General features: G+C 72.8%; 21 protein-coding genes. 8 read left to right on the plus strand and 13 right to left on the minus strand.

Annotation, left to right across the window (positions count from 1 at the left end; translation table 11 throughout):
* The first annotated feature begins 160 nt into the window (after positions 1–160).
* Complete coding sequence (gene ilvD / locus QEZ54_RS01225) at positions 161–2,005, plus strand: dihydroxy-acid dehydratase (protein ID WP_281302551.1); 1,845 nt, start codon at positions 161–163, stop codon at positions 2,003–2,005.
* 150 nt (positions 2,006–2,155) lie between these two features.
* Here ilvD and QEZ54_RS01230 read toward each other — a convergent pair whose 3' ends face one another.
* Entirely contained in the window at positions 2,156–2,725 is a 570-nt protein-coding gene (locus QEZ54_RS01230; RefSeq protein ID WP_281302552.1) for a thioredoxin family protein, read from the minus strand.
* Positions 2,726–2,897: 172 nt separating this feature from the next.
* Here QEZ54_RS01230 and glyA point away from each other — a divergent pair, with 172 nt between their 5' ends.
* The 3 genes from glyA to QEZ54_RS01245 all read left to right on the plus strand — a co-directional run bounded on the left by glyA (position 2,898) and on the right by QEZ54_RS01245 (position 5,874).
* Complete coding sequence (gene glyA, locus QEZ54_RS01235) at positions 2,898–4,157, plus strand: serine hydroxymethyltransferase (protein ID WP_281302553.1); 1,260 nt, start codon at positions 2,898–2,900, stop codon at positions 4,155–4,157.
* 114 nt (positions 4,158–4,271) lie between these two features.
* Positions 4,272–5,288 carry a LacI family DNA-binding transcriptional regulator gene (locus QEZ54_RS01240; protein ID WP_281302554.1) on the plus strand — a complete coding sequence of 339 codons (1,017 nt, stop codon included), beginning with the start codon at positions 4,272–4,274 and terminating at the stop codon, positions 5,286–5,288.
* 16 nt (positions 5,289–5,304) lie between these two features.
* A complete protein-coding gene (locus QEZ54_RS01245; protein WP_281302555.1) occupies positions 5,305–5,874 on the plus strand; it encodes a hypothetical protein in 570 nt (189 codons plus the stop codon).
* A 503-nt stretch (positions 5,875–6,377) separates the two neighbouring features.
* On the opposite strand, the gene QEZ54_RS01250 is transcribed toward QEZ54_RS01245, so the two are convergent.
* Entirely contained in the window at positions 6,378–7,067 is a 690-nt protein-coding gene (locus tag QEZ54_RS01250; RefSeq protein WP_281302556.1) for a MoaD/ThiS family protein, read from the minus strand.
* Positions 7,067–8,158 (minus strand): exo-alpha-sialidase, encoded by a 1,092-nt coding sequence (locus tag QEZ54_RS01255; RefSeq protein ID WP_281302557.1) that lies wholly within the window; start codon positions 8,156–8,158, stop codon positions 7,067–7,069. Before QEZ54_RS01255 ends, QEZ54_RS01250 begins: the two co-directional genes overlap by 1 nt.
* A gap of 89 nt (positions 8,159–8,247) precedes the next feature.
* Here QEZ54_RS01255 and QEZ54_RS01260 point away from each other — a divergent pair, with 89 nt between their 5' ends.
* Positions 8,248–8,592: a PH domain-containing protein gene (locus QEZ54_RS01260; protein ID WP_281302558.1), complete on the plus strand. Its 345-nt coding sequence runs from the start codon at positions 8,248–8,250 to the stop codon at positions 8,590–8,592.
* Positions 8,593–8,754: 162 nt separating this feature from the next.
* Here the strand turns inward: QEZ54_RS01260 and QEZ54_RS01265 are convergent, their stop codons facing one another.
* The 3 genes from QEZ54_RS01265 to QEZ54_RS01275 all read right to left on the minus strand — a co-directional run bounded on the left by QEZ54_RS01265 (position 8,755) and on the right by QEZ54_RS01275 (position 11,691).
* Positions 8,755–9,678: a 2-hydroxyacid dehydrogenase gene (locus QEZ54_RS01265; protein WP_281302559.1), complete on the minus strand. Its 924-nt coding sequence runs from the start codon at positions 9,676–9,678 to the stop codon at positions 8,755–8,757.
* Between the two features lie 112 nt (positions 9,679–9,790).
* Positions 9,791–11,188: a hypothetical protein gene (locus QEZ54_RS01270; RefSeq protein ID WP_281302560.1), complete on the minus strand. Its 1,398-nt coding sequence runs from the start codon at positions 11,186–11,188 to the stop codon at positions 9,791–9,793.
* On the minus strand, positions 11,185–11,691 hold the full coding sequence (locus QEZ54_RS01275) for a SigE family RNA polymerase sigma factor (RefSeq protein WP_281302561.1): 507 nt from the start codon (positions 11,689–11,691) through the stop codon (positions 11,185–11,187). The genes QEZ54_RS01270 and QEZ54_RS01275 overlap by 4 nt, the downstream gene beginning before the upstream one ends.
* Positions 11,692–11,794: 103 nt before the next feature.
* On the opposite strand from QEZ54_RS01275, the gene QEZ54_RS01280 reads away from it, so the two are divergent.
* Both QEZ54_RS01280 and QEZ54_RS01285 read left to right on the plus strand, forming a co-directional pair.
* A complete protein-coding gene (locus tag QEZ54_RS01280; protein WP_281302562.1) occupies positions 11,795–12,910 on the plus strand; it encodes a PQQ-dependent sugar dehydrogenase in 1,116 nt (371 codons plus the stop codon).
* A 20-nt stretch (positions 12,911–12,930) separates the two neighbouring features.
* Positions 12,931–14,427 carry a metallophosphoesterase gene (locus QEZ54_RS01285; protein WP_281302563.1) on the plus strand — a complete coding sequence of 499 codons (1,497 nt, stop codon included), beginning with the start codon at positions 12,931–12,933 and terminating at the stop codon, positions 14,425–14,427.
* Between the two features lie 102 nt (positions 14,428–14,529).
* Here the strand turns inward: QEZ54_RS01285 and gatB are convergent, their stop codons facing one another.
* Positions 14,530–16,026: an Asp-tRNA(Asn)/Glu-tRNA(Gln) amidotransferase subunit GatB gene (gene gatB, locus QEZ54_RS01290; protein ID WP_281302564.1), complete on the minus strand. Its 1,497-nt coding sequence runs from the start codon at positions 16,024–16,026 to the stop codon at positions 14,530–14,532.
* Positions 16,027–16,344: 318 nt separating this feature from the next.
* Between gatB and QEZ54_RS01295 the strand changes: the two genes are divergently transcribed.
* Positions 16,345–17,007 carry an aquaporin gene (locus tag QEZ54_RS01295; RefSeq protein ID WP_281302565.1) on the plus strand — a complete coding sequence of 221 codons (663 nt, stop codon included), beginning with the start codon at positions 16,345–16,347 and terminating at the stop codon, positions 17,005–17,007.
* Positions 17,008–17,073: 66 nt separating this feature from the next.
* Here QEZ54_RS01295 and gatA read toward each other — a convergent pair whose 3' ends face one another.
* The 6 genes from gatA to QEZ54_RS01325 all read right to left on the minus strand — a co-directional run bounded on the left by gatA (position 17,074) and on the right by QEZ54_RS01325 (position 25,527).
* Positions 17,074–18,549 carry an Asp-tRNA(Asn)/Glu-tRNA(Gln) amidotransferase subunit GatA gene (gene gatA, locus QEZ54_RS01300; RefSeq protein ID WP_281302566.1) on the minus strand — a complete coding sequence of 492 codons (1,476 nt, stop codon included), beginning with the start codon at positions 18,547–18,549 and terminating at the stop codon, positions 17,074–17,076.
* A gap of 5 nt (positions 18,550–18,554) precedes the next feature.
* Positions 18,555–18,854 (minus strand): Asp-tRNA(Asn)/Glu-tRNA(Gln) amidotransferase subunit GatC, encoded by a 300-nt coding sequence (gatC, locus tag QEZ54_RS01305; RefSeq protein WP_281302567.1) that lies wholly within the window; start codon positions 18,852–18,854, stop codon positions 18,555–18,557.
* 110 nt (positions 18,855–18,964) lie between these two features.
* Complete coding sequence (locus QEZ54_RS01310; RefSeq protein ID WP_281303012.1) at positions 18,965–20,878, minus strand: EAL domain-containing protein; 1,914 nt, start codon at positions 20,876–20,878, stop codon at positions 18,965–18,967.
* 368 nt (positions 20,879–21,246) lie between these two features.
* Positions 21,247–22,188, minus strand: a complete 942-nt coding sequence (locus QEZ54_RS01315) for a GNAT family N-acetyltransferase (protein ID WP_281302568.1) — start codon at positions 22,186–22,188, stop codon at positions 21,247–21,249.
* Between the two features lie 187 nt (positions 22,189–22,375).
* Positions 22,376–24,460, minus strand: coding sequence for an NAD-dependent DNA ligase LigA (ligA, locus tag QEZ54_RS01320; protein WP_281302569.1), 2,085 nt, complete (start codon positions 24,458–24,460; stop codon positions 22,376–22,378).
* 71 nt (positions 24,461–24,531) lie between these two features.
* A complete protein-coding gene (locus QEZ54_RS01325) occupies positions 24,532–25,527 on the minus strand; it encodes an ADP-ribosylglycohydrolase family protein (RefSeq protein ID WP_281302570.1) in 996 nt (331 codons plus the stop codon).
* Between the last annotated feature and the right edge of the window lie 62 nt (positions 25,528–25,589).

Consider the following 25,589-nt stretch of genomic DNA (forward strand, 5'->3'; position numbering starts at 1 on the left):
CTATCGCGAGCCCCGGGGGGAGGTCCACGGATCCACTCTGCCCGAGCATTGCGCACAAAGCGAGACACGGTGTGCGACATTCCCCCGGGCGACCGTCCCGAGAGTTGGACACGTGAGTGCTGAGCTGGGCGCGCTCCCGTCCGAGTGACACACTTGCGACATGCCCGAGTTGCGTTCCCGTACCTCCACCCACGGTCGCACGATGGCCGGCGCCCGAGCCCTGTGGCGCGCCACCGGCATGACCGACGACGATTTCGGCAAGCCGATCGTCGCGATCGCGAACAGCTTCACCCAGTTCGTGCCGGGGCACGTACACCTCAAGGACCTCGGCGGCCTGGTCGCCGACGCGGTGTTCGAGGCCGGTGGCGTCGGGCGCGAGTTCAACACCATCGCCGTGGACGACGGCATCGCCATGGGCCACGGCGGCATGCTCTACTCGCTGCCCAGCCGCGAGCTGATCGCCGACGCGGTCGAGTACATGGTGAACGCGCACTGCGCCGACGCGCTGGTCTGCATCTCGAACTGCGACAAGATCACCCCCGGCATGCTGCTGGCCGCGCTGCGCCTCAACATCCCGACCGTGTTCGTCTCCGGCGGCCCGATGGAGGCCGGCAAGACCGTCGCGGTGGAGGGCGTGGTGCACACCAAGCTCGACCTGATCGACGCCATGGTCGCCGCCTCCGACGACAAGGTCAGCGACGAGCAGCTCGGCCGGATCGAGCGCTCCGCCTGCCCGACCTGCGGCTCCTGCTCCGGCATGTTCACCGCCAACTCGATGAACTGCCTCACCGAGGCGATCGGCCTGGCCCTGCCCGGCAACGGCTCGACCCTGGCCACGCACGCCGCCCGCAAGGCGCTGTTCGAGCGGGCCGGTTCGCTGATCGTCGACCTGTGCAAGCGGTACTACGACGGCGACGACGCCTCGGTGCTGCCGCGCGCCATCGCCTCGCGCGAGGCGTTCGAGAACGCGGTCGCGCTCGACGTGGCCATGGGCGGCTCGACCAACACCGTGCTGCACCTGCTGGCCGCCGCGCGCGAGGCCGAGCTGGACTTCGGCGTGGCCGAGATCGACGCGATCTCGCGCCGGGTGCCGTGCCTGGCCAAGGTCGCGCCCAACAGCCAGCAGTACCACATGGAGGACGTGCACCGCGCCGGCGGCATCCCCGCCCTGATGGGCGAGCTGCACCGGGGCGGGAAGCTGCACACCAACGTCCACTCGGTGCACTCACCGGACCTGGACAGCTGGCTGACCGACTGGGACATCCGCAGCGGCAGCACGCTGCCCGAGGCGGAGAAGCTGTTCCACGCCGCGCCGGGCGGGGTGCGCACCACGCAGCCGTTCAGCACCGAGAACGTGTGGTCCACGCTGGACACCGACGCCGCGGGCGGCTGCATCCGGTCGGTCGAGCACGCGTACACCGTCGACGGCGGGCTGGCGATCCTGCACGGGAACCTCGCCCCGGACGGCGCGGTGGTCAAGACCGCGGGCGTCGGCGAGGAGAGCCTGCGCTTCCGCGGCCCCGCCAAGGTGTACGAGTCGCAGGACGACGCCGTCACCGCGATCCTCGCCAACGAGATCGTCGCCGGCGACGTCGTGGTGATCCGCTACGAGGGACCGCGCGGCGGCCCCGGCATGCAGGAGATGCTCTACCCGACCTCGTTCCTCAAGGGCCGGGGCCTGGGCAAGGCCTGCGCGCTGATCACCGACGGCCGGTTCTCCGGCGGCACCAGCGGCCTGTCCATCGGCCACATCTCGCCGGAGGCGGCGGGCGGCGGCCTGATCGCGCTGGTCGAGAACGGCGACATCATCGCGATCGACATCCCGGCCCGCACGCTGGAGCTGGACGTCCCCGAGGACGTGCTGGCCGAACGCCGCCTCCACCAGGACAAGCGCGAGAAGCCGTACACCCCGGTGAACCGCGACCGCCCGGTCTCCGCCGCCCTGCGCGCGTACGCCTCCATGGCCACCAGCGCCTCCGACGGCGCCTACCGCCGCGTCCCGTGACGTGCGCCCCGGCTCCGCCGGGGCGCACGTTCGTCGATCATGAACTTATGGGCAGGTTCGACGGCGTGTCATGGGCACAACTTCATGATCGACGAACAGAGGCGCCGCCACCGGTGAACCGGGGCGGCGCCTCTGTCGTGGGCGGGCGGGTCAGGAGGGGTCGTTCTCCGGGCGCCACTTGATGGAGCAGCCGCTGCTGGGGTGGTGCGGCTCGGGGACCGCGGAGCCGGCCAGGACGTAGTCGATGGCGGCGGCCAGGTCGGCGCCGGTCACCGGGGTGTCGTTGCGGGGGCGGGAGTCGTCGAACTGGCCGCGGTAGGCGAGCTTGCGCTCGGCGTCGTACAGGAACAGGTCGGGTGTGCAGGCGGCGCGGTAGGCCAGGGCCACCTGCTGATCGGCGTCGTACAGGTACGGGAACGCGAACCCGGCCCGGTGCGCCTGCTCGGCCAGCCGCTCCGGCGCGTCATCGGGGTAGTTCTCCACCTCGTTGGCGCTGATCCCGACGACGGCCAGCCCCTTCGTCGCGTATGACGCGGCGAGCTCGCCGAACACCTTCTCCACGTGCTTGACGTACGGGCAGTGATTGGACAGGAACGCCACCAGCAGCGCGGGCGAGTCCGCGAAGTCCTTGAGCGCCACCGGATCCCCGGTGATCGCCGAGGGCAGCGAGAAGTCCGGCGCGGGCGTCCCGAGGTCCACCATGAACGAGTTGACAGCCATGCCGACCATTCTCTCCCGCCCCGCCGCTCTCATCACGAAACGATCAGGAAGCTGTGCCCACGACACGCCGTCGAACCTGCCCATAAGTTCATGATCAACCCGACAGAGGGGGCGGCGGGAGGGCCAGGGGGCGGGGATAGGGTGGGGTGTGAGCTGGGGAGAGGGAGTGGGCATGCACGAGCCGGGGTTGCGGCATCTGGCGGCGGCGGATCCGACGCTGGCGGCGCTGGTCGAGGGTGAGGCGCAGCGGCAGCACGACAAGCTGCGGATGATCGCCTCGGAGAACTACGTGTCGACCGCGGTGCTGGAGGCCTGCGGGACGGTGCTGAACAACAAGTACTCTGAGGGGTACCCGGGCAAGCGCTACTACGAGGGCCAGCAGTTCTGCGACCAGATCGAGACGCTGGCGATCGAGCGGGCCAGGGCGCTGTTCGGCACCGAGCACGCCAACGTGCAGACGTACTCCGGCTCGCCCGCGAACCTGGCCGTCTACCTGGCGTTCATGGACCCGGGCGACAAGTTCCTGTCGCTGGAGCTGTCCCAGGGCGGCCACCTCACGCACGGCTCGCCGGTGTCGGCGACGGGCAAGTGGTTCCGCCCGGTGCACTACACGGTCGGCCGCGAGTCCGGCCGCATCGACCTGGACCAGGTGCGCGACATCGCCCGCAACGAGCGGCCGAAAATGATCTTCTGCGGGGGTACGGCGATTCCCCGCACCATCGACTTCCCGGCGTTCGCGGCCATCGCGCAGGAGGTCGGGGCGATCCTGGTCGCCGACATCGCGCACATCGCGGGCCTGATCGCGGGCGGCGCCCACCCGTCGCCGGTCGGCTACGCCGACGTGATCACCACGACCACGCACAAGACCCTGCGCGGCCCGCGCGGCGCCATGATCATGGCGAAGGCGGAGCACGCCGCCGCCATCGACAAGGCCGTCTTCCCCGGCCTGCAGGGCGGCCCGCACAACCACACCACGGCGGGCATCGCGGTGGCGCTGCACGAGGCGGCGCAGCCGACCTTCAAGGCGTACGCGCACCAGGTCATAGTCAACGCGAAGGCGCTGGCCGCCGCCCTGACCGGGCACGGCTTCGACCTGGTCTCCGGCGGCACCGACAACCACCTGCTGCTGATCGACCTCACCGGCAAGGGCGTCGAGGGCAAGCCCGCCGCCAAGGCGCTGGACGCCGCCGGGATCGAGCTCAACTTCAACACCGTGCCGTACGACCCGCGCAAGCCGTGGAGCCCGTCCGGCATCCGCCTGGGCACCGCCGCGCTCACCACCCGGGGCCTGACCGAGCAGCACATGCCGCAGGTGGCGGCGTGGATGGCGGAGGCGGTCGGCGCGGTCGCCGACACCGCGACCCTGGACCGGATCGCGGGCGAGGTGCGCGACCTGCTCAAGGGCTTCCCGATGCCCGGCTACACCGGCTGAGCAGGCCGCCAGCGTCACGCCGACGGCGCGGAACCGTGGGACCGTCCGGCCCGCGGTCCCGCGCCGTCGCCCGTCGGTCATAGGCTGGCCGTCACACACCACCCCGGGAGCCACATGAAGCGCGTCACCATCGCCGACATCGCCAGGGCCGCGGGCGTGTCCAAGGGCGCGGTCTCGTACGCGCTCAACGGCCGCCCCGGGGTCTCGGAGGAGACCCGCCGCCGCATCCTGGCCGTCGCCGAGCAGTTCGGCTGGCACCCGAGCAGCGCCGCGCGGGCCCTGTCGGACGGCCGCACCGGCGTGCTCGGCATGATCATCGACCGACCCGCCCGCACCCTGGGCATCGAGTCGTTCTTCATGCAGCTCATCTCGGGCATCGAGGCCACCCTGTCCGAGCACGACGTCAGCCTGCTGCTTCAGGTCACCGAGGATCCCGAGCGCGAGATCGCCACGTACCGCCGCTGGTGGGCGCAGCGCCGCGTGGACGGGGTGATCCTGGTCGACCTGCGCCGCGACGACCCGCGCGTGCCGGTGCTGGAGGAGCTCGACCTGCCCTGCGTGGTCATCGGCGGCCCCAACGGCCTCGGCAGCCTCCCCGGCGTATGGGCCGACGACGTCGCCGTCACCACCTCCGTGGTCGAGTACCTGGCCGCGCTGGGCCACCAGCGGATCGCCCGCGTCGCCGGGCTGGCCGACCTGTGGCACACCGCGCTGCGCGGGCAGGCCGTCTCCGCCGCCGCCGACCGGGTCGGCCTCACCGACGTGACCACGGTCTACACCGACTACACCGGCGAGGAGGGCGCCCGCGCGACGCGCACCCTCCTGTCGCGGCGCCCGTCGCCGACCGCGATCATCTACGACAACGACACCATGGCGGTGGCCGGCCTGAGCGTGGCGCACGAGATGGGCATCGGCATCCCGAGCCAGCTGTCCATCGTGGCCTGGGACGACTCGCCGCTGTGCCAGCTGGTGCACCCGCAGCTGTCGGCGGTCAGCCGCGACATCGCCGCGTACGGCGCGCACGCCGCGGCGCAGCTGCTGAAGATCATCGACGGTATGGAGCTGCGCAGCTTCCAGGACACCACGCCCCAGCTCGTGCCGCGCGGAAGCACGGCACCCCCGGCGGCGTGAGCTTTATGCTCGCCCCATGACGCTGACGGCCGCCCTGGCCCGGGACCTGCTCGCGGCGCTGCCCGGGCGGGTCGGTCCGCCGCTGGGCGAGGGCGAGCTGGCGTATGCCGAGCGCTCGTACGGCATCAGGTTCAACCCCGACCACCGCACCCTGCTCACCGCCGGTCTGCCCCTCGGCGAGCGCTGGCCCGACTGGCGCGACGGCGACCCGGACCGGCTGCGCGACGCGCTCGACGCCCCGGTCGACGGGGTGCTGTTCGACGTGCAGGAGAACGGCTTCTGGCTCGACTCGTGGGGCGACCGCCCGCGACGCCTCACCCTGGCCCTGTCCGTGGCGCGGCGCAGGCTGGCCGATGCCCCGCGCCTGATCCCCGTGTACGGCCACCGCTACGCCCCCGGCCTGCCCGAATCCGGCCTGCCGGTGTTCTCGGTGGTCCAGACCGACGTCATCGTCTACGGCGCCGACCTCGCCGACTACCTCCGCCGCGAGTTCGACCTGCCCACCGACGCCCCCGCCCCGTCCGACGCCTCCGGCTCCCCCGTGCGCCCGCCCAGCCCCGTCCCCTTCTGGTCCGACCTCCTCTGACCTCCACCCGAGCTCGCCAACTGCCCGGATTCGCCAGCCAGGTACCGCGACCACGCCGCCTGACCGCCGACGGTGATCTCGCCGCGAAGATCAGCGTTCGAGGTCAGAGGACCGCGCACTAGCTGCGCATCTGACCGCAGACGGCGATCTTCACCTGGTGATCGCCAGCTGCGGCCGAAACCGGCGGCGGTGTCCGGCGGCTGCGGCGGCGGCATCGGGCTGGACGGCCTGGCGCTGCGCGGGCCGGGCGCCCAGGGACCGACCGCAGGCGCCGATCTTCAGGTGAAGATCAGCGTCTGGGGTCGGAGGGTCGGCTGCGAGCTGCCGTTCAGACCGCGAACGGCGATCTTCGCGGGAAGATCGCCGTTTTGGGCCGGGTGGCCGGCGGAACCGCCGGATCGGCGCGGGCAGGCGGCCGCGCTGGCGGACGCGGGCAGGCGGCCGCGCTGGCGGACGCGAGCAGGCGGCCGCGCTGGCGGACGCGAGCAGCCGGCCGCGCTGGGTCAGAGGAGGGCGTAGACGGTGGTGGCGTGGGCTACCAGGGTGCCTTTGGCGGTCATGGTGATGTCGGCGAAGGCCATGGTGCGGCCGAGCTTGGTCAGCCGGGCGGTGACCAGGACGTCGCTGCCGAGCACCGGCCGCTGGAACGTCGTGGACAGCTGCACCGTGGTCATCGGCACGAAGCCGCCCCGGGCCGCGCTGACCGCGATCACCGTGGCCGTGTCCGCAGCGGCCATCAGTGCCTGCCCGCTGAGCGCGCCGCCCTCCCGGGCCAGCCGGTCCGACCAGGGCAGCCGCAGCGTGGCCCAGTCCGGGCCGGTCTCGGCCACCGACAGGCCCAGCTCCAGCACCCAGGGCGCGAAGTTCTCGGCGAGCACGCGGTCGCCGTCGAACACCTCGGCCGCCGCCGCCGGCGCGCTGCCGCCCGCGACACTGGGCAGCACCTGGACCTCCGCGCCGGACGGGACCGGCGTCTCCTGGCCGTCGAGCATGCGGCAGTCCTCTCCGTCGACGTACACGTTCACATAGCGGCGCAGCTCGCCGCGTTCGTCGCGCAGGCGCCTGCCCAGCCTGGGCCAGCGCCGCGACACCTCGTCGAGCACCGCGCGCAGCGTACCGCCGGAGTCGACCTCCAGCCGCGACGCGCCGCCGGACTCGGTCCGCAGCGGGCCCGGCACCAGGACCGTCACCATCAGAGCCGCACCGCCCGTACGCACAGCACGTCGGGCAGGTGCGCGGCGGCCAGCGCCCAGCTGTCGCCCTCGTCGGCGCTGGCGTACACCTCGCCGGTGCGGGTGCCGAAGTAGACCCCGGCCGGGTCGCCGTCGTCGACGCACATCGCGTCGCGCAGCACCGACGGGTAGAACGGGGCCGCGGGCAGGCCGTACGCCTGGGGCGCCCAGGTCGAGCCCGCGTCGGTGCTGCGGAACACCCGGCACTTGAAGTCGACCGGGAACCGCTGCGCGTCGGCGGTGAGCGGGAAGTTCCACACCGTCCCGCCCCGGCGCGGATGCGCCACGATCGGGAAGCCGAAGTCGCTGGGCAGCGAGTCGGCGATCGACGTCCAGCTGCGACCGTCGTCGTCGGACCGGTAGACGCCGTGGTGGTTCTGCAGGTACAGCCGCTCCGGGTCCCCGGCGTCGCGGGCGACCTTGTGCACGCACTGGCCGAACTCGGGGAACCGGTCGGGCTCGGGCAGGAACACCGCCTGGATGCCGGTGTTGGACGCCTGCCAGCTCTCGCCGCCGTCCTCGGTGCGGTAGACGCCGCCGGTGGAGATCGCGACCAGCACCCGGCGCGGGTCGGTCGGGTGCGGCAGGATCGTGTGGAACGCCTGCCCGCCGAACCCCTCGCCCCAGCGCGGCCGGTGCGGGTGCTCCCACAGGCCGCGGACCAGGTCGTACGTCGTGCCGCCGTTGGTGGAGCGGAACACGGCCCCCGGCTCGGTGCCCGCCCAGACGAGGTCCGGCTCGGCGGCGGGCCCCGGGGCGATCGCCCAGACCCGGCGCAGCGCCGTGTCGGTGTCGGCGGGGAAGGCCAGCGGGGCGTGGTCGGGCTCGCGCCAGCAGCCGCCCAGGTCGTCGCTGACGGCGACGCTGGGCCCGAAGTGCGAGCTGTCGACTCCCGCGAGCAGCCGGGGCGTGGACCGCCGGGTGTCGACGCCCACGGCGTACACCGAGGTCATCGGGAACTGGGGCACGGACACGTCCCAGGCGTCACCGACCCGGTCTCGCCGGGCCAGGAACAGCCCCTTCGCGGTGCCTATCAGCAGCAGTACGGTCATCGTCGACCTCGCTCCACCTGTGCCTTGCCGAATGCGGGCCAGTATGCCCGTGACGTCCGACACAACACACTACGTGGAACAATCGGCCCGTGACCCGCTTCCGCCTGCCCGCGCCCATCACCGTCGCCGCCGCCGTCACCGCGATCGGAGCGCTGCCGATCGCCGCCCTCGGCGGCCTGTACCTGCTGGTGCTGCTGGTGCCGCTGGTGATCGCGGTGTGGGCGTGGCGCGCCGGAACCGACGCCGACGCCGACGGCCTGCACGTACGCGCGCTGCTGGCGACCCGCGACATCGCCTGGGCGCAGGTCGACGAGCTCCGGGTGGACGGCCCGCGCCGCGTGGTCGCGGCGCTGCTGGACGGCACGGTGATCCCCCTGACCGCCGTCCGCCCCACCGACCTCCCCCGACTCGCGGCCACCGCCAACCACGCCTGACGCCGCCATCGCCACGCGGGCGCCGCGGGCGCCGCGATGCGGGTGCAGTTTCGGGGAAACTGCAGGAATCTTGGGCCGCATTCGCGCACTTTCCCTGAAACTGCACCCGCGCCGCGCCGCGCCGCGCCGCGCCGCGGGGGCGAAGGCGGGGCGGGCGCGCGGTCAGTAGCCGTCGTGGACCTGGTTGGTGAGGGGGGTGCCGGCGGCATGGCGGCGGAGCTGGTCGCCGACGAGGCGGTACGCCTTGGGCAGCAGGCCGCGCACCGTTCCGGCCACATGCGGGGTGAGCAGCAGGTTCGGCGCGTCCCACAGCGGGTGGTCCGGCGGTAGCGGCTCGGGGTCGGTGACGTCGACCGCCGCCCACAGCCGTCCCGTGTTCAGCTCCTTCACCAGCGCGCCCGTGTCGACCACCGGCCCGCGCGCGGCGTTCACCAGCAGCGACCCGTCCGGCATCGCGGCCAGGAACGCCGCGTCGACCATCCCGCGCGTCTGCGGGGTCAGCGGCACGAGCAGCACCACGACGTCGGCGTACGGCAGCAGCTCGGGCAGCTCGTCCACCCCGTGCACGCCCGGCCGGGCGGTGCGCGCCGCGTACGTCAGCTCCACCTCGAACGGGGCCAGCCGCGCCGCCGTGGCCGCCCCGATCGACCCGGCGCCCACGATCAGCACCCGCTTGCCCTCGACCACGTCCGTCGGCGTGACCTCGGCGTACGACCAGCGGTGGTCCGCCTGCGCCCGCGCGTAGTGGTCGAAGCGCCGCAGCGAGGACAGGATCGCCGCGACCACCCACTCGGCGGTGTGCCCGTCGTGTACTCCGCGCGCGTCGCACAGCAGCACCCCGTCGGCCAGCCGTCCCGCCCAGGCGTCCGCGCCCGCCGAGAGCAGCTGCACCACCTTCAGGTTCGGCATGGAGGCGGCCAGCCCGACCGCGTCGCCGGTGCTCAGGAACGGCGGCACCCAGAACTCGACCCGGGCCGGGTCGCCGGGCGGCGGTGCGTCCGCGCGGGCCAGTACCTCCACCACGGCACCGGCGGGCAGCGGCCCCATCAGGTCGCGACCGGCCTCGTGCGGGATCCAGATCTCCACGCCGCCACGCTAACCCACCCGCCCCGCCCTGCCGCGCGGGAACCCGGCGGGCGTTAAGAAGGGCCCCTTCTTCTACGTGAAGCGATAAGAAGGGGCCCTTCCTTACACCGGGTCAGGACCAGTCGGCGCCGATGCGGGGGGCGGGTGTGGGGTCGGTGTTGGGGATGGCGGGCAGGGGGCCGGTGCCGGTGGCGACCACGTCGCCTGCGGCGTCGAGGGCGCGCAGGCGCAGGGTCGCGCCGCGGGTGTAGACGAGGCCGCCGACGCCGCCGGTCAGGGCGGATGTGCTGACGACGCCGCCTTCGTCGTCGACCACCTGCAGCTTGACCGCGTCGGGTGGAGCGAGCACCAGTAGTCGGCCGGATCCGGTGCTGCTGCCCGGGCGCGGGGTGGTCGAGGGCTCGGTGCCCGGATACTGCCAGTGCTCGACCGCGGTGATCTCGTCCTCGCGCTGCTGCATGGCCTTGGTGACGGTGAAGGTGTAGTCGTTCTCCTCCTGCACCGAGATCCGCCACCCGGCGCGGGTCTGCACCTTGGTCACCGCGAAGACGGGCTCGTCGGCGGGTCCGCCGGGGGTACGGCCGACGTACAGCAGCCGCGCCGGTGCGACCGCATCGGTCAGGTCGGCCCGCCGTACCGCGTCCAGACCCCGCGAGCCGGTCTCGCCGCGGGCACCGACGATCGCGGCGTCCATTTCGGCCTGGGTGTACTGCCGGCCCATCTCGGTCGTGCCGTGGAGCTCCGCCGGGCCCTGGTAGCGCACCTGCCCGTCGCAGGTGACCCGGTACCACAGGCCGGTCCGCTCGGTGGCGGCCCAGTCGCCGGTGGGCTCGTCGCGCCACCGCAGGACCGGATCCGCCGAGTCGGCCGAGGCCACCTGGCATCCGGCCGGCGCCAGGCTGAGGTTGAAGTACGGCGCGTCCAGCCGGTTGAAGTCGTGCTCCGACACGGTGAAGTACGGCGACAGCACCCGGATGGCGGTCCAGCCGCCGTCCAGCTCGAACTCGTGCGGATCAGGGCGCTCCTCGACCCTGGCCGTGAACCGGGTGCTGCGCACCATGGCCACCTGCTGATGGTCGTCGTAGCGGACCGCGATCACCACCCGGTGGAAGCCGAAGTCCCCGGCGAACAGCACCTTGACCTGCCCGTCGAAGTCGAACCGCTCCTGGCGCAGCTGCTCGGTCAGCTGCGCCAGGTATGCCTGGTCGACCGCGAGCGAACCGCGCACCGGCGACTCGATCAGTCGCCGTACCCAGGGCGTGATCTCCTTGGTGCCGGTGTGCAGCGCGGTCGCGTCGCCGTCCGAGGGTGCCGGAGAGGGTGCCGCGCCGGGCTGCGCCAGTGGGCTCAGCAACGCCGCGACCAGGGCCGCGACCAGGGCGGAGCCGAGGCCCGCCAGCCGGTACCGGCGGGCGCGGCGGCGCCGCATCAGCCGGCCGTACGGGTCGTCGGCGGGCACCACCGGCGCCGCCAGCCACGCGAACGACTCCCTGAGCCGCTGCTCGGTCATGCGGTCACCTCGACCATCCGCGCCGCCGCGCCCCCGTCGTGCCCCAATACCGTCCGCAGCCGGTCCAGCCCTCGGCTGGCCTGCGACTTCACCGAACCGACCGAGCAGCCGAGCAGCCGCGCGGTCTCCACTTCGGACTGGTCCTCCCAGTAGCGCAGCACCAGCACCGCGCGCATCCGCACCGGCAGCGTCGCCAGCGCCCGCAGCAGCTCGTCCCGCTCGGCGTGCACACCCGCGCCGTCGGGGCGCCCGCGCTCCGGCAGGCTGCCGGTGAGCAGTTCCCGTGAGCCGATCCGCCGCCACACGCTGATGCGCTGGTTCACCAGGGCCCGGCGCAGGTACGGCATCGGCTCGTCCAGCCGGTTCCACCGCTGGTACGCCTTGAGCAGCACCGACTGCACCAGGTCCTCGGCCGCGTGCAGCGACCCCGTCAGCAGGTACGCGGTCCGCAGCAGCTCGCCGTAGCGCGACCTGACGAACTCGCGGAACTCGTCCTCGGCCATACGGCTCCTCCTTCCGTCAACCCTCTGCACGCGGTCCGCGCGGCGCAGGTTGAGAGGAACGGAGCATTAGTTGAGCACGTGTCGCCGCAGTAGGCTCGATCTCATGTCTTGGCACCGCACCCCGCTCGCGCTCGGCGTCGCCGCCGCGCTCGCCCTGGTGGCGGGCTGCACGGACCGCGCCCCGGACATCGTGGCCTCGCAGGCGCCGACGCTGCCGGCGCCCTCGGCGTCCGCCCCGGCGGCGGGCCCGCAGGTGTCCGCCGTGGACACCGTCGCGACCGGCCTGCGGGTGCCGTGGGGGGTGGCGTTCCTGCCCGACGGGTCGGCGCTGGTCACCGAGCGCGACTCGCGCCGGGTGCTGCGGGTCGAGCCGGGCGGCGGCAAGCCCCCCGCCGAGGTGGGCCGGATCACCGAGGCGGACCCGACCGGCGAGGGCGGCCTGCTCGGCATCGCCGTGTCGCCGCGGTACGCGCAGGACCAGACGGTGTTCCTGTACTACACGACCCGGGAGGACAACCGGGTCGTGCGCTGGAAGCTCGGCGGGCGGCCGGAGCCGATCGTCACCGGCATCCCGATCTCGGGCATCCACAACGGCGGCCGGCTGGCGTTCGGGCCGGACGGCTACCTGTACGCGACCACCGGCGACGCCTCCGAGCGCGGCAACTCGCAGAACCTGGACAGCCTCGGCGGCAAGATCCTGCGGATGACGCCGGACGGCGAGGCCGCGCCGGGCAACCCGTTCGGGACGCTGATCTGGTCGTACGGCCACCGCAACGTGCAGGGCATCGCCTGGGACTCCGGCGGCCACCTGTGGGCCACCGAGTTCGGCCAGAACACGTGGGACGAGGTCAACCGGATCGAGCCGGGGAAGAACTACGGCTGGCCGACCGTCGAGGGCGCCGCCGGGGACAAGCGCTTCACCGACCCGGTCGTGGCCTGGCACACCGATGAGGCGTCCTGCTCCGGCGCGGGCATCGTCCGGGACGCGCTGGTCGCGGCGTGCCTGAAGGGTGAGCGGCTGTGGCTGCTGCCCGTCGGCCCGGACGGCAGGCTGCACGGCAAGCCGGTCGCCGCGATGGTCGGCGAGGCCGGTCGGCTGCGCGACGCCCACCCGGCCCCGGACGGCTCGCTGTGGGTGCTCACCAGCAACCACGACGGGCGGGGCGACCCCGAGCCGCACGACGATCGGATTCTGCGCATAACCCTCGGCGGGGTGTGAGCGGCGGGCATGATGGTCCGATGAGCGCGCGACCGTGGCCGGGGCGAGCATGGCTGCGCCGCATCCCGGTCCGCCGCATCGGTGCCTGCCTGGGCCTGCTCGCCGTGGCCCTGTCCGGGCTGGCACTGGGCCTGTTCCTGTTCGCGGCGACCAGTGTGGACGTCGGCCCGTTCCGGTCCACCCTCACCGTCAGCCCGTCGCTGAACGGCGACACCGAGGTCGACCTGCCGCCGCTGGGCTCGCTGTGGCTGGACAGCCACGACGGCCCGGCGCATCTCAACGTACGGCTCGACTCGCTGGACCGGGCCCGTACCGAAGCCCTGATCACGGACCCGGCCGGGATCACCGTGGCCAGCCGGACCGCCGTGGACGACGTCCGCGCGGGCGTCACCCGGCTGCTGCTGCGAGCCACGGCGGTGGCGGTGCTGGGCGCGATGCTGCTCACGGCGCTGATCTACCGGCGCATGCGCCAGGTCGCCTGGGCGGGCGGGCTGGCCCTGGCCGTGATGGCGGGCAGCTTCGGCGCCGCGTTCGGCACCTTCAACCCGGCCGCCCTCAAGGAGCCCCGGTACGAGGGCCTGCTGGCCAACGCCCCGTCGGTGGTCGGCGACGCCCAGCGCATCGCCGACCGCTACGACGAGTACGCCGCGCAGCTGCAGAAGCTGGTCGAGAACGTCGGCAAGCTCTACGCCACGGTGCAGAACCTGCCGGTGTACGCCCCCGACGACGGCACGCTGCGCGTGCTGCACGTCTCCGACCTGCACCTGAACCCGGCGGCCTGGTCGGTGATCCGCACCGTGGTGGACAACTTCCACATCGACGTGGTGGTCGACACCGGCGACATCACCGACTGGGGCAGCGAGCCGGAGCGGGCGTTCGTGGCCTCGATCTCGTTGCTGAAGGTGCCGTACGTGTTCGTACGCGGCAATCACGACTCGGCCGTGACGCAGGCCGCCGTCGCCCGCCAGCCGAACGCGATCGTGCTCGACGACAAGGTCGTCACCGTCGCGGGGCTGCGCATCGCGGGCATCGGCGACCCGCGCTTCACCCCCGACAAGGAGCAGGAGCCTACCGGGTCCGGGGTCTCCAAGCAGACGCTGGAGCGCATCATCGAGGTCGGCGACACGCTCGCGAACACCATCGGCGAGCAGCCGGACCAGCGGGTCGACCTCGCGATGGTGCACGACCCGATGTCGGCGGGGCCGCTGGCCGGGTACGCGCCCGTGGTGCTGGCCGGGCACCGGCACGTACGCGAGGTGACCCGGCTCGGTGACGGCGAGACGCTGCTGATGGTCGAGGGTTCGACCGGCGGCGCCGGGCTGCGCGGCCTCGAGGGCGACAAGCCGACCCCGCTGGCCCTGTCGGTCCTCTACTACGACAAGGACCACAAGCTCATGGCGTACGACGACATCACGGTCGGCGGGGCCGGCCTGGCCGAGGTGGCCCTCTCCCGCCACGTCATCGACGACGCCACCGCCGCCCCCTCAGCCGCCGGCGTCACCCCCACCCCCCGCTGACCCATCCGCTTTAAATTGACGCTGGCCTATCCAGAAGACGGATCTCGTGAAACCGTCTTCTGGATAGGCCAGCGTCGATAAAAGGCGGGGCGGGAGACCGGGTCAGCCGGCCAGGCGGGCAAGGACGAGTTCGCGGACCGTCTTGGCGTCGGCGGCGCCCTTGGTGGTCTTCATGACGGCGCCGATGAGCACGCCCGCCGCGGCCTGGTTGCCGCCGCGGATCTTCTCGGCCACGTCCGGGTGGGCCGCGATGGCCTCGTCGATCGCCGCGGTCAGCGCGCCGGTGTCGGAGACGACCTCCAGCCCGCGCGCCGCCATGATCGCCTCCGGGTCGCCCTCGCCCGCGAGCACGCCCTCCAGCACCTGCCGGGCCAGCTTGTCGGTGAGCTTGCCGCCGTCGACCAGCGTCTGCAGCTGCGCGACCTGCGCCGGGGTGGCGCCGACCGACTCCAACTCGACACCCTCGGCGTTGGCACGGCGCGACAGCTCGCCCAGCCACCACTTGCGGGCGGCCTCGGGGCTGGCCCCGGCGGCGACGGTCTGCTCGATCAGCTCGACCGCACCGGCGTTGAGGATGGACTGCATGTCCAGCTCGGACAGGTTCCACTCGGTGCGCAGCCGGGCGCGGTGCACCCGGGGCAGCTCCGGCAGGGCCGCCTTGAGCCGCTCCACCCACTGCGGGTCCGGCGCGAGCGGGGCCAGGTCGGGCTCCGGGAAGTACCGGTAGTCGGTCGCGGTCTCCTTGGACCGGCCGGACGTGGTGTCGCCGGTGTCCTCGTGGAAGTGCCGCGTCTCCTGGGTGATGGTGCCGCCCGCGTCGAGCACCGACGCCTGGCGCAGCATCTCCGACCGCACCGCGCGCTCGACGCTGCGCAGCGAGTTGACGTTCTTGGTCTCGGTGCGGGTGCCCCACTCCTCGCCCGGCCTGTTCAGCGAGGTGTTCACGTCGCAGCGCATCGAGCCCTGCTCCATGCGCACGTCGGAGACGCCGAGGGTGCGGATGACGTCGCGCAGCTCGGCGACGTACGCCTTGGCGACCTCGGGGGCCATCGCGCCGATGCCGGGCACCGGCTTGGTGACGATCTCGACCAGCGGGATGCCAGCCCGGTTGTAGTCGACCAGCGACTCGGTGGCGCCGTGGATGCGGCCGGTGGCGCCGCCGACGTGCAGCGTCTTGCCGGTGTCCTCCTCCAGGTGCACCCGCTCGATGCCGATGCGCACGGTCTCGCCGTTGACCTCGACGTCGAGGTAGCCGTCGGTGCACAGGGGCTCGTCGTACTGGCTGATCTGGAAGTTCTTCGGCATGTCCGGGTAGAAGTAGTTCTTCCGCGCGAACCGGCACCAGGTGGCGATGCTGCAGTTCAGCGCGAGCCCGATCCGGATGGTCGCCTCGATCGCGGCCTTGTTGGCGACCGGCAGGCTGCCGGGCAGGCCGAGGCAGACCGGGCACACCTGGGTGTTCGGTTCGGCGCCGAAGACGGTCGGGCAGCCGCAGAACATCTTGGTGGCGGTGCCCAGCTCGACGTGGGTCTCCAGGCCGATGACCGGCTCGTAACGCGAGATGACCTCGTCGTAGGTGGGCAGCACGCTGGTGCTCATCGTCGGCTCCAGGCTCTCGGGGCGAACGTATCGCCGGACATAACAGGCACCAGCCTAGTAGTCCGCGAGTCGGCCCCCGCACCGGGTTGTCGCCTCCCGGAGCACCCGCCCCGACCACCCGTGCGTGACGTGGATCACAAGATGAGCTGATCTATCGAGGGGGCATTCATTCATTCGACGTATGTGCGCCGACGGGCGGCCGCGCATCCTGTGCTCACCCCCGTGAACACGGCGGGCGACCGGCCGGTCACCCCTACCCGGCCTGCCGATCCGGCCCACCGCGTTCTCCCCCTCATCGATGCACAGGGAGGTGCACTGATGGGTTCGGCAACACCGTCCCGTCTGACCGCGGAGCTGCTCGGCACCGCGGTTCTGGTGTTCTTCGGCGTAGGCGCCCTGGTCACCGGCGGTTCACTGCTCGCGGCGGCGATCGGGCTGATGCTCGCCGCGGCCGCCGCCGCCTGGATCTTCGGCGGCCACTTCAACCCCTGGCTGACGCTGGCCTCGGCCGTACGCGGCAGCACCGACTGGCTCGGCGCGGTCGCCATGATCGTGGCGCAGCTCGTCGGCGGCGTCGTCGGCGCCCTGCTCATGTGGCTGGCGTACGGCGACAGCGGCGTGCAGGCGGGCCTGGGCGCCAACCGGCTGGCCGAGGCGGCGAGCTCCGGCAAGGGCCTGGTCGCCGCGATCGCGGCCGAGGCGCTGGCCGTGTTCGTGCTGGCCTGCGCGATGTTCGCCCTCGGCGACAGCGAGCGGGCCGGGTTCGGCCTCGGCGCCGTCTACGCGGTCGGCACGCTGGCCATCGCCGCGGTGACCACCGCGTCGCTCAACCTGGCCCGCACCATCGGCCCCGAGCTGACGCTCACCCTCGCGGGCGGCAAGGCCGACTGGTCAGGCCTGTGGGTCTACGCCGCCTCGGGCGCGATCGGCGCGGTCCTGGCCGGCCTGCTCTACCCCCGCCTGCGGCCCGGCGCCAGGTAGCGGGCGACAGGAAGGCGCCCCCCACACTGCCCCAGCGGCGTGGAGGGCGCCTCGATCATTCTGCCCTCAGAGGGCGGGCGGCGTGAAGGTCCCCACCACCGACTCCACCGCGGCGGCGATCCGGTACATCCGGTCGTCGGCCATCGTCGGGGCCATGACCTGCAGTCCGACCGGCAGGCCCTCGGACAGGCCGATCGGCACGGAGATCGCCGGTCCCCCGTACAGGTTCGTCGGAATGGTGTAGAGATCCGCCAGGTACATCTGGTACGGGTCGGACGTACGCGCGCCCAGCTCGAACGCCGTGAACGGGGTGGTCGCCGACACGAGCACGTCCACCTGCTCGAAGGCCGAGGTGAAGTCGCGCGAGATCAGCGTGCGCACCTTCTGCGCCTGCCCGTAGTAGGCGTCGTAGTAGCCGCTGGACAGCGCGTACGTGCCGATGATGATGCGGCGCTTGACCTCGTCGCCGAAGCCCGCCTCCCGGGTCAGCGACATGACCTCCTCCAGCGACCGGTTGCCGTCGTCGCCGACGCGCAGGCCGAAGCGCACGCTGTCGAAGCGGGCCAGGTTCGAGGAGCACTCACTCGGCGCGATCAGGTAGTACGCGGGCAGCGCGTACTGGAAGTGGGGGCAGGAGACCTCGACGACCTCGGCGCCCAGCTTGGTCAGGGTCTCCACCGCGTCGCGGAAGGCGGCGGTGACGCCCGGCTCGACGCCGTCGGTGCCGAACTCCTTGACCACGCCGACCCGCACCCCGGTCAGGTCGCCGGAGGCGCCCAGCCGCGCGGCGGCCACCACGTCCGGCGCGGGCTGCGCGATGGAGGTGGAGTCGCGCGGGTCGTGCCCGGCGATGACCTCGTGCAGCAGTGCCGCGTCCAGCACGGTGCGCGCGCACGGGCCGGGGGTGTCCAGCGAGGACGAGAACGCGACCAGGCCGTAGCGCGAGGTGCCGCCGTAGGTCGGCTTCGCGCCGACGGTGCCGGTGACCGCGCCGGGCTGGCGGATCGAGCCGCCGGTGTCGGTGCCGATGGCCAGCGGGGCCTCGTACGCCGCGAGCGCGGCGGCGGAGCCGCCGCCGGAGCCGCCGGGGATGCGGGACAGGTCCCACGGGTTGTAGGTCGGGCCGTAGGCCGAGTACTCCGTCGACGAGCCCATGGCGAACTCGTCCATGTTCGTCTTGCCCAGCATGACCAGGCCCGCCTCGCGGATCCGGGTCATGATCGTCGCGTCGTACGGCGGGCGCCAGCCTTCGAGGATCTTCGAGGCGCAGGTGGTCGGCACGCCCTTGGTCGCGATGACATCCTTGATCGCGATCGGGACGCCGGCCAGCGGACCCAGCTTCTCCCCCGCCGCCCGGCGGCTGTCGATCTCACGCGCGGCGGACAGGGCGCCCTCGGTGTCGACGTGCAGGAACGCGTGCACGCGCCCGTCGACCTCGCCGATGCGGTCCAGGTGGACGCGGGTGACCTCCTCGGCGGAGACCTCCTTCGCGGCCAGCTTCTCGCCCAGCGCCACCGCGGACAGCTTGATCAGGTCACTCATCGGGGTCACTCCTCATCCGCGAGGATCTGCGGGACACGGAACCGGTCCTCGGCTGAGTCCGGCGCGCCGGACAGGGCCTCGTCCCGGGTCAGGCCGGGCACGATCACGTCCTCGCGCAGCACGTTCACCAGCGGCACCGAGTGCGAGGTGGGCGGAATGTCATCCGCGGCGACCTCGCCGACCCGCGCCACCGACTGCAGGATCACGTCCAGCTGGCCCGCGAAGCGGTCCAGCTCCTGATCGGTGACGGCGAGCCGCGACAGGCGCGCGAGGTGCGCGACCTCCTCGCGGGAGATGGCGGCCATGACTGCCCCCTACAAGTGGCGTGGACTCGGGTCAGGGCGCGCGACGGCACAGCCCGCACGCCCGTAGCGAGTCTATTTGTCGGGCTCGCACGCCCCGCACGCGCCCTGCGCTACACCTGGGACCAGGTGCGGGTGGCCGAGGGTGCGGGCAGGCGGGTGGGCGCGGGCATGGCGGTGCGGGCCAGCCAGTCGGCCAGCTCGTCGGGGGGCAGCGGGCGGGCGAAGAACCAGCCCTGGCCGACCTCGCAGCCCGCGGCGTGCAGCAGCCGCCAGGCCCGGTCGTCCTCGACCCCCTCGGCCACCACGCGCAGCCCGAGCGCCCCGGCCAGCTCGATGATCGACCGTACGATCACCAGGTCGTCGCCGTCGTCGGCCATCGCCAGCACGAACGACCGGTCGATCTTCACCTCCGACAGCGGCAGCCGCCGCAGGTGCTGCAGCGACGAGTAGCCGGTGCCGAAGTCGTCCAGCGCGATGCCCACCCCGAGCAGCTGCAGCCGGGTCAGCGTGGCCAGCACCCGGTGCGGGTCGGCCATCAGCGCGCTCTCGGTGATCTCCAACTGCAACTGCTCCGGCTGTACGTCGTACCGGCTGAGCAGCTCTTCGATCTGGTCCACGATGGCGCTGGTGTGCAGGTCGCGCACGCTGACGTTGACCGCCATCCGCAGCTGGAGCCCGGCCGCCGACCACTTGGCGAGCTGGATCACCGCCTCCTCGACCACCCAGCGGGTGAGCAGCCGCATCACCGAGCTCGGCTCGGCCACCCGGATCAGCTCGTCCGGGCTGACCGGGCCGCGCGTCGGGTGCTGCCAGCGCAGCAGCGCCTCCACGCCGATCACGTCCCCGGTCGCGATCTCCACCTGCGGCTGGTAGAACAGCCGCAGGCCGCCCCGGTCGGGTTTGCCGAGCATGGTGCGCAGGTCGCCGAGCAGGGCGAGCCGCTGCGGGGTGTTGTGGTCGGTGTCGGGGCTGTACACGGCGGTGCCGTCGCCGCCGTTCTTGGCCGCGTACATGGCGACCTCGGCGTGGCGCATCAGGATGGCGAAGTTGGTGCCGTGCTCGGGGTAGAGCGCGATGCCGATCGAGCCGCCGACGTCGAGCGGCAGGCCGTCGAGCACCACCGGCGCCGACAGCGCAGCCTCGACCCGTTCGGCCAGCTCGCGGGCTTCGTCGGCACCGGTGAGCCGCTTGGCGACCAGGGCGAACTCGTCCCCGCCCAGCCGGGCCACCAGGTCGCCCTCGCGGGCGGCCTCGGCGAGCCGGTCGCCGACCGCGATGAGCAGCCGGTCGCCGACCTCGTGCCCGAGCGCGTCGTTGACGTGCTTGAACCGGTCGACGTCCAGCAGCAGCAGGCCGAACCGGCTGCGCGGGTCGCCCTGCACCGAGCGCTGGGCGTGCCCGGCCACCGCCGCGGCGACCTCGGCCATCAGCGCCTTGCGGTTGGCCAGGCCGGTCAGGGTGTCCAGGTTGGCCAGGTGCCGCTGCTCGGCCGTGATGATCGACAGGCGGCGCACCGCGAGCAGCGGGAGGATCAGCGCGAGCACGAGTTCCGGCTGGTGCCGGGCCAGGAAGGCGATGACCGGGCCGAGCATGAGCAGCGCGCCGGTGCTCAGCGCCTCGTTGCCCAGCGGCCCCATGATGATCGGCAGCAGCGCGCCGCCGTCGCGCAGCCACAGCGCCACCGCCGTGGTCAGGTACTTGGAGACGAACCAGGCGACGGCGGCGCCGACGGCGGCGGACAGGCCGACGTCGCCGACGACCCCGCCCAGCAGGTGCAGCACGCCGAACGCGATGCCGAAGGCCAGGGCGTACTGCCCGAGGTTGAACACGGCGCGCCACAGCGCGTGGCGCAGCCGCAGCGAGGCGACCGCGACGGCGAGGCTCTGCACCAGCACCGCCGCGGCCAGCCCGTAGTCGATCATGATGGCGAAGGTGAAGCAGATCGACGGGTAGATCGCCGAGGTGTTCCACCGGCCCGGCAGCGTCACCGGCAGGGCGTCACCGGCCAGCGCCAGCGCCGCCATCAGCCAGAAGCCGAACGTCGCGTGCCGCACCACGTCGGGCACGGCGGCCAGGTCCCGCAGGGCCAGGGCCCCGGCGGCGCCGGTCACCGCCAGCACGTACAGGCCGAAGGTCCGCCGCCGCTCCGCCGGGATGCGGTTGCGGTGCGTCTGCTGCGCAAGGGGCGTGGCCGCCATGGACACCCTCCCGACGGGATCTGCGCCGAACCGCCGCACCGTCGGGCGCGCCGGGTCACTTCACTCTAAGCCCGAAAACGCCCTGAACCACGCTCCGCGTTCGCGTGTGACGAAGATGCGATTGTTTGACCCATTCGGCGCTTACCCTGCGTCGATTCCCTGCGACATTGCGTAAATGTGAACTGGTTCGCGACCTACTGGAGCACCACCCGGATGGCGGTGTTGCGGTAGCCCGCCCGCGCGAACGCGGCCGCCATCGGCCGGTTGCCCAGGTCCGTGTCGGCGCCGACCTGGTCCGCGCCGTGCTCGACCAGCAGCGCCGTCGTCTCGGCCAGCAGATCGTCCACGTACCCCCGGCCCCGCTGCTCGGGCACCACGGCGATGTAGCCGACCACCGCCCGCGAGTGGTTGCGGGCCGGCACGATCAGGCCCACCCGCGCACCCTCGGGCGTACGCGCCACCCGCCACCACTCCCGCGGCGACGGGAACTCGGCCAGGTCCGCCATCATCACCCGGGCCGCCTCCGCCGAGCCGTGCCGGGCCACATCCCGGTTGGTGTACCCGTCCAGGGTGCCGTCGATCGCCGCCAGGCAGATCTCGGTCGCCTCGACGTCGTCGACCGGCTCGAACACCAGCCGGCCCGAGCGCGCCGGCGCCGGATCGCCGTCCACGGCCCAGGTGTAGTTGAACCGCTCGATGAACGGCTCATACCCGGCCAGCGCCGCCGCCTCCAGCCGGTCGTGGGCCGCCCGCGCCGTCACCGCGTCCTCACGCCAGCCCGGCGGCAGGAACAGGTGGTACTCCGGGCGGCCGCCCTCGGGAGTGGTCAGCTCGGCCAGGGCCGCGCGCAGCAGCCGGGCCGCGATCTCGATCCGGTCCGGCTCCTGGCCGGGCTCCAGCCAGTCGAGGCTGTACGGGTGCGCCCCCTCGGGCACGCCCCAGAAGGCGCACCGGGCCACCACCGCGCCGTCGCGCAGCGCCACCCAGGTCCACTCGGGACGGTACTGGCCCTCTTCGGCCAGCTCCGCGTACGACCGGCGGGACTCCACCCCGACGCCGGGCACCGGCTCGTGCGGATAGGAAAGGAAAAGGTCCGTCTCGCCGGCGCGCAGCGCACGGATCTCCAGGTCGCTCATGTGTTTCTCCCCGTGGTCAGAGGTTCCGGACAGCCCCGGGCGCAGGGCGGCCCACTGGTCCAGGTGCACGGCGCCGGGCGCCAGCGCCGCGGCGAGCCCGGCCGGCGACGCAGCCGGTGCCCAGGATGTCGACGTACCAGTCGATCGGGGGTGAAAGGGTCATCGCGGATGACCCTAGATCATCCGTCTAGGCGTTTTCGCGGGAGGCCTCCGCATAGGCGCGAGCCGCCTCCGCACCCTGCGTGAGCAGCACCTCGAAGCCCGCCTCGTCCAGGGTCGGCACGCCCAGCGCCAGCGCCTTGTCCAGCTTGGAGCCCGCGTCCTCGCCCACCACCACGAAGCTGGTCTTCTTCGACACCGACCCGGCGACCTTCGCCCCGATCGCCACCAGCGCGTCCGAGGCCGTGTCGCGGCTGTAGTTCTGCAGCGTCCCGGTGACCACGACGCTCATGCCGTCCAGCGGCTTGGGCCCGGTGTCGGCGACCGGCTCCTGCTCCATCCGCACCCCGGCGGCAGCCCACTTGTCGACGACCTCGCGGTGCCAGTCCACCGCGAACCACTCGCGCACCGCCTCGGCGATGGTCCCGCCGACGTCCTCGACCACCGACATCTGTTCCAGCGACGCCCCCGCGATCGCCGGGACGGAGTTGAAGTGGTTGGCCAGCGCCCGCGCGGCGGTCGGGCCGACGTGCCGGATGGACAGCGAGGTCAGCACCCGGAACAGGTCCTTGGCCCGGGCCTCGGCGAGGTTGTTGAGCAGCTTGCCCGCGTTGCTGGACAGCTCGCCGTTCTTCTTGAGGAAGAACGGGGACCCGGCCAGCTTCTTCTCGTCCAGGCTGAACAGCTCGCCCTCGTCGGCGAGGATCTCGTCGAAGACCAGCGCCCGGGCGACCTTCTCGCCCATGCCCTCGATGTCGAAGCCGTCCCGGCTGCCGACGTACTTGATCCGCTCGACCAGCTGCGCCTTGCAGGAGCGGGTGTTCGGGCAGCGCAGGTCGACGTCGGCCTCCTTGCTCGGGGCCAGCTTGGTGCCGCAGGACGGGCAGGCCTCGGGCATGGTCCACACGGTCTGGGTGCCGTCGCGCAGCGCCTCGACCGGGCCCAGCACCTCGGGGATCACGTCACCCGCGCGCCGGATCACCACCGTGTCGCCGATGAGCACGCCCTTGCGCACGACCTCCTGCTGGTTGTGCAGGGTGGCGCTGGCGACGGTGACGCCGCCGACGTAGACCGGCTCGAGCACCGCGTACGGCGTGACGCGGCCGGTGCGGCCCACGTTCACCTCGATCGCCAGGAGCTTGGTGTTCACCTCCTCCGGCGGGTACTTGTACGCGATGGCCCAGCGCGGCGCGCGGCTGGTCGCACCCAGCTTCTCCTGCACCGCGGTGTCGTCGATCTTGACGACCACGCCGTCGATGTCATGCTCCAGGTCATGCCGGTGCTCGGCGTAGAACGCGATGAACTCGCGCACCTCGTCCAGCGAGTCGACCACCTTCCAGCGCTCGCTGGTCGGCAGGCCCCACGCCTTGAGCTGCTCGTAGGCGTCCGACTGGTGGCCGGGCTCGAAGCCGGTGCGCGCGCCGATGCCGTGCACGATCAGCTTGAGCGCCCGGCGGCCGGTGACCGCCGCGTCCTTCTGCCGCAGCGAGCCGGAGGCCGCGTTGCGCGGGTTGACGTACGTCCGGTCACCGGCTTCGAGCTGCGCCTCGTTGAGCGCCTTGAACGCCTCGGCCGGAAAGTAGATCTCGCCCCGGACCTCCACCAGGTCCGGCGGGTTGTCCCCGGCGAGCTGGTGCGGGATGCCCTTGATCCGGCGCACGTTGGGCGTGACGTCCTCGCCGGTGCGCCCGTCGCCCCGGGTGGCGCCGCGGGTCAGCCGCCCCTTCTCGTACGTGAGGTTGACCGCCAGACCGTCGATCTTCAGCTCGCACAGGTAGCGGACGGGCACCCCGGCGTCGCGCTCGGCCCGGGTCGCCCAGGCCGCGAGCTGCTCGTCGTTGAACGCGTTGTCGAGGCTGAGCATCCGCTCGGCGTGGTCGACGCTGGGGAAGCCCAGCCACTGACCGGCCCCGACCCGCTGCGTCGGCGAGTCCTGCGACACCAGCTCCGGCAGCTCCGCCTCGAGCGCCTCCAGCTCGTGCATGAGCTTGTCGTAGGCCGCGTCCGACAGCGTCGGCGCGTCGTCGACGTAGTAGCGGTGCTGCGCGTCGTTGATCTGCGCCACGAGCTCGGCGTAGCGCGTCTTCACCTGGTCGGTCACCTCACTGGTCACCCGAGCACGGTAACCGCCCACCCCGACAGGATCACCGGTAGGCCCGCCCACCGGCCCGGATGCCCCGGTCCTCAGTCCCAGGCGGTGCCGAGCAGGTCGAGCTGGTCGGCGTACTCGATGCGCTCGGCCCAGGCCGCGGGCCAGATCGACATGCCCCCGGCCGCGCCCAGGAACGCCCCGGCCAGGCATGCGATCGAGTCCGAGTCGCCATTGGTGGCCGCGGCCCGGCCCAGCGCCGCCACCGGGTCGTCGGGGTGCCGCAGCGCCGCCAGCAGCGCGGTGGCCAGGGCCTCCTCGGCCACCCAGCCCTCGCCGGTGAGCGCGGACACGTCGCCGCCGTCGTCGCGGCGCCCCGCGTGCCGGATCAGCGTGTCCAGCGCCGCCGCGCACTCGTCCCAGCCGCGCGCCGCGAAGTCCTCCGGGGTGGTCGCCCCGGGCCGCTCCCACAGGTCGCCCAGCCAGTCCCACCGGTACTCGGTGCGCTGGTCGGCGCAGTGGTCGCGCAGCGCCTCCGGCACGTCGGCCAGCGGCGTGCCGTCGCGCAGCAGGCGCACGGCCAGCGCGGTCAGCTCGGCGGCGGCCAGGCCGGTCGGATGGCCGTGCGTCAGCCCGGCCTGCAGCTGGGCGACCCCGCCGAGCGTGTCCAGGTCGTACGACGCGATCAGGCCGACCGGGGTCACCCGCATGTTCGCCCCGCAGCCCTTGGATCCGGCCACGGTCGCCCGCTGCCACGGACCGCCCTCGGACAGGTTCGCGCAGGCGGTGAGGCAGGTCATGCCGGGCGCGCGGTTGTTGTCCGGGCTCTCGGCCCAGGTCAGGAAGCGCGCGCGCAGCAGCGGCTCCAGTTCCTCGGGGCTGGGCTCGGCCGCGTCGTGCAGCGCCCAGGCCACCGCCAGGGCCATCTGCGTGTCGTCGGTGACCAGGGCCGGGTCGGGCAGCCGGGTCGGGCCGCCGGGGCCGTGGTCCCGCACGATCTGGGGGTACGTGCGGAACTCGGTGGGCTTGCCCAGCGCGTCCCCGTACGCCAATCCGAACAATGACCCGCTCGCCGCTCGCACCTGTCCCACGCGGGCATCCTTCCACTGATCCGCCACCGCGCCCAGCCCACCGGACCGCCCCGCTCCGGTGC

The sequence above is a fragment of the Catellatospora sp. KI3 genome (assembly GCF_029948125.1).
Lineage (GTDB): Bacteria > Actinomycetota > Actinomycetes > Mycobacteriales > Micromonosporaceae > Catellatospora.

Excerpts from the sequence above, each read along its gene's own strand:
- ilvD (WP_281302551.1), top strand. The coding sequence starts at position 161 with ATGCCCGAGTTGCGTTCCCGTACCTCCACCCACGGTCGCACGATGGCC.
- QEZ54_RS01230 (WP_281302552.1), bottom strand. The coding sequence starts at position 2,725 with ATGGCTGTCAACTCGTTCATGGTGGACCTCGGGACGCCCGCGCCGGAC.
- glyA (WP_281302553.1), top strand. The coding sequence starts at position 2,898 with ATGCACGAGCCGGGGTTGCGGCATCTGGCGGCGGCGGATCCGACGCTG.
- QEZ54_RS01240 (WP_281302554.1), top strand. The coding sequence starts at position 4,272 with ATGAAGCGCGTCACCATCGCCGACATCGCCAGGGCCGCGGGCGTGTCC.
- QEZ54_RS01245 (WP_281302555.1), top strand. The coding sequence starts at position 5,305 with ATGACGCTGACGGCCGCCCTGGCCCGGGACCTGCTCGCGGCGCTGCCC.
- QEZ54_RS01250 (WP_281302556.1), bottom strand. The coding sequence starts at position 7,067 with ATGGTGACGGTCCTGGTGCCGGGCCCGCTGCGGACCGAGTCCGGCGGC.
- QEZ54_RS01255 (WP_281302557.1), bottom strand. The coding sequence starts at position 8,158 with ATGACCGTACTGCTGCTGATAGGCACCGCGAAGGGGCTGTTCCTGGCC.
- QEZ54_RS01270 (WP_281302560.1), bottom strand. The coding sequence starts at position 11,188 with ATGACCGAGCAGCGGCTCAGGGAGTCGTTCGCGTGGCTGGCGGCGCCG.
- QEZ54_RS01275 (WP_281302561.1), bottom strand. The coding sequence starts at position 11,691 with ATGGCCGAGGACGAGTTCCGCGAGTTCGTCAGGTCGCGCTACGGCGAG.
- QEZ54_RS01280 (WP_281302562.1), top strand. The coding sequence starts at position 11,795 with ATGTCTTGGCACCGCACCCCGCTCGCGCTCGGCGTCGCCGCCGCGCTC.
- QEZ54_RS01285 (WP_281302563.1), top strand. The coding sequence starts at position 12,931 with ATGAGCGCGCGACCGTGGCCGGGGCGAGCATGGCTGCGCCGCATCCCG.
- gatB (WP_281302564.1), bottom strand. The coding sequence starts at position 16,026 with ATGAGCACCAGCGTGCTGCCCACCTACGACGAGGTCATCTCGCGTTAC.
- QEZ54_RS01295 (WP_281302565.1), top strand. The coding sequence starts at position 16,345 with ATGGGTTCGGCAACACCGTCCCGTCTGACCGCGGAGCTGCTCGGCACC.
- gatA (WP_281302566.1), bottom strand. The coding sequence starts at position 18,549 with ATGAGTGACCTGATCAAGCTGTCCGCGGTGGCGCTGGGCGAGAAGCTG.
- gatC (WP_281302567.1), bottom strand. The coding sequence starts at position 18,854 with ATGGCCGCCATCTCCCGCGAGGAGGTCGCGCACCTCGCGCGCCTGTCG.
- QEZ54_RS01310 (WP_281303012.1), bottom strand. The coding sequence starts at position 20,878 with ATGGCGGCGCTGGCGCTGGCCGGTGACGCCCTGCCGGTGACGCTGCCG.
- QEZ54_RS01315 (WP_281302568.1), bottom strand. The coding sequence starts at position 22,188 with ATGAGCGACCTGGAGATCCGTGCGCTGCGCGCCGGCGAGACGGACCTT.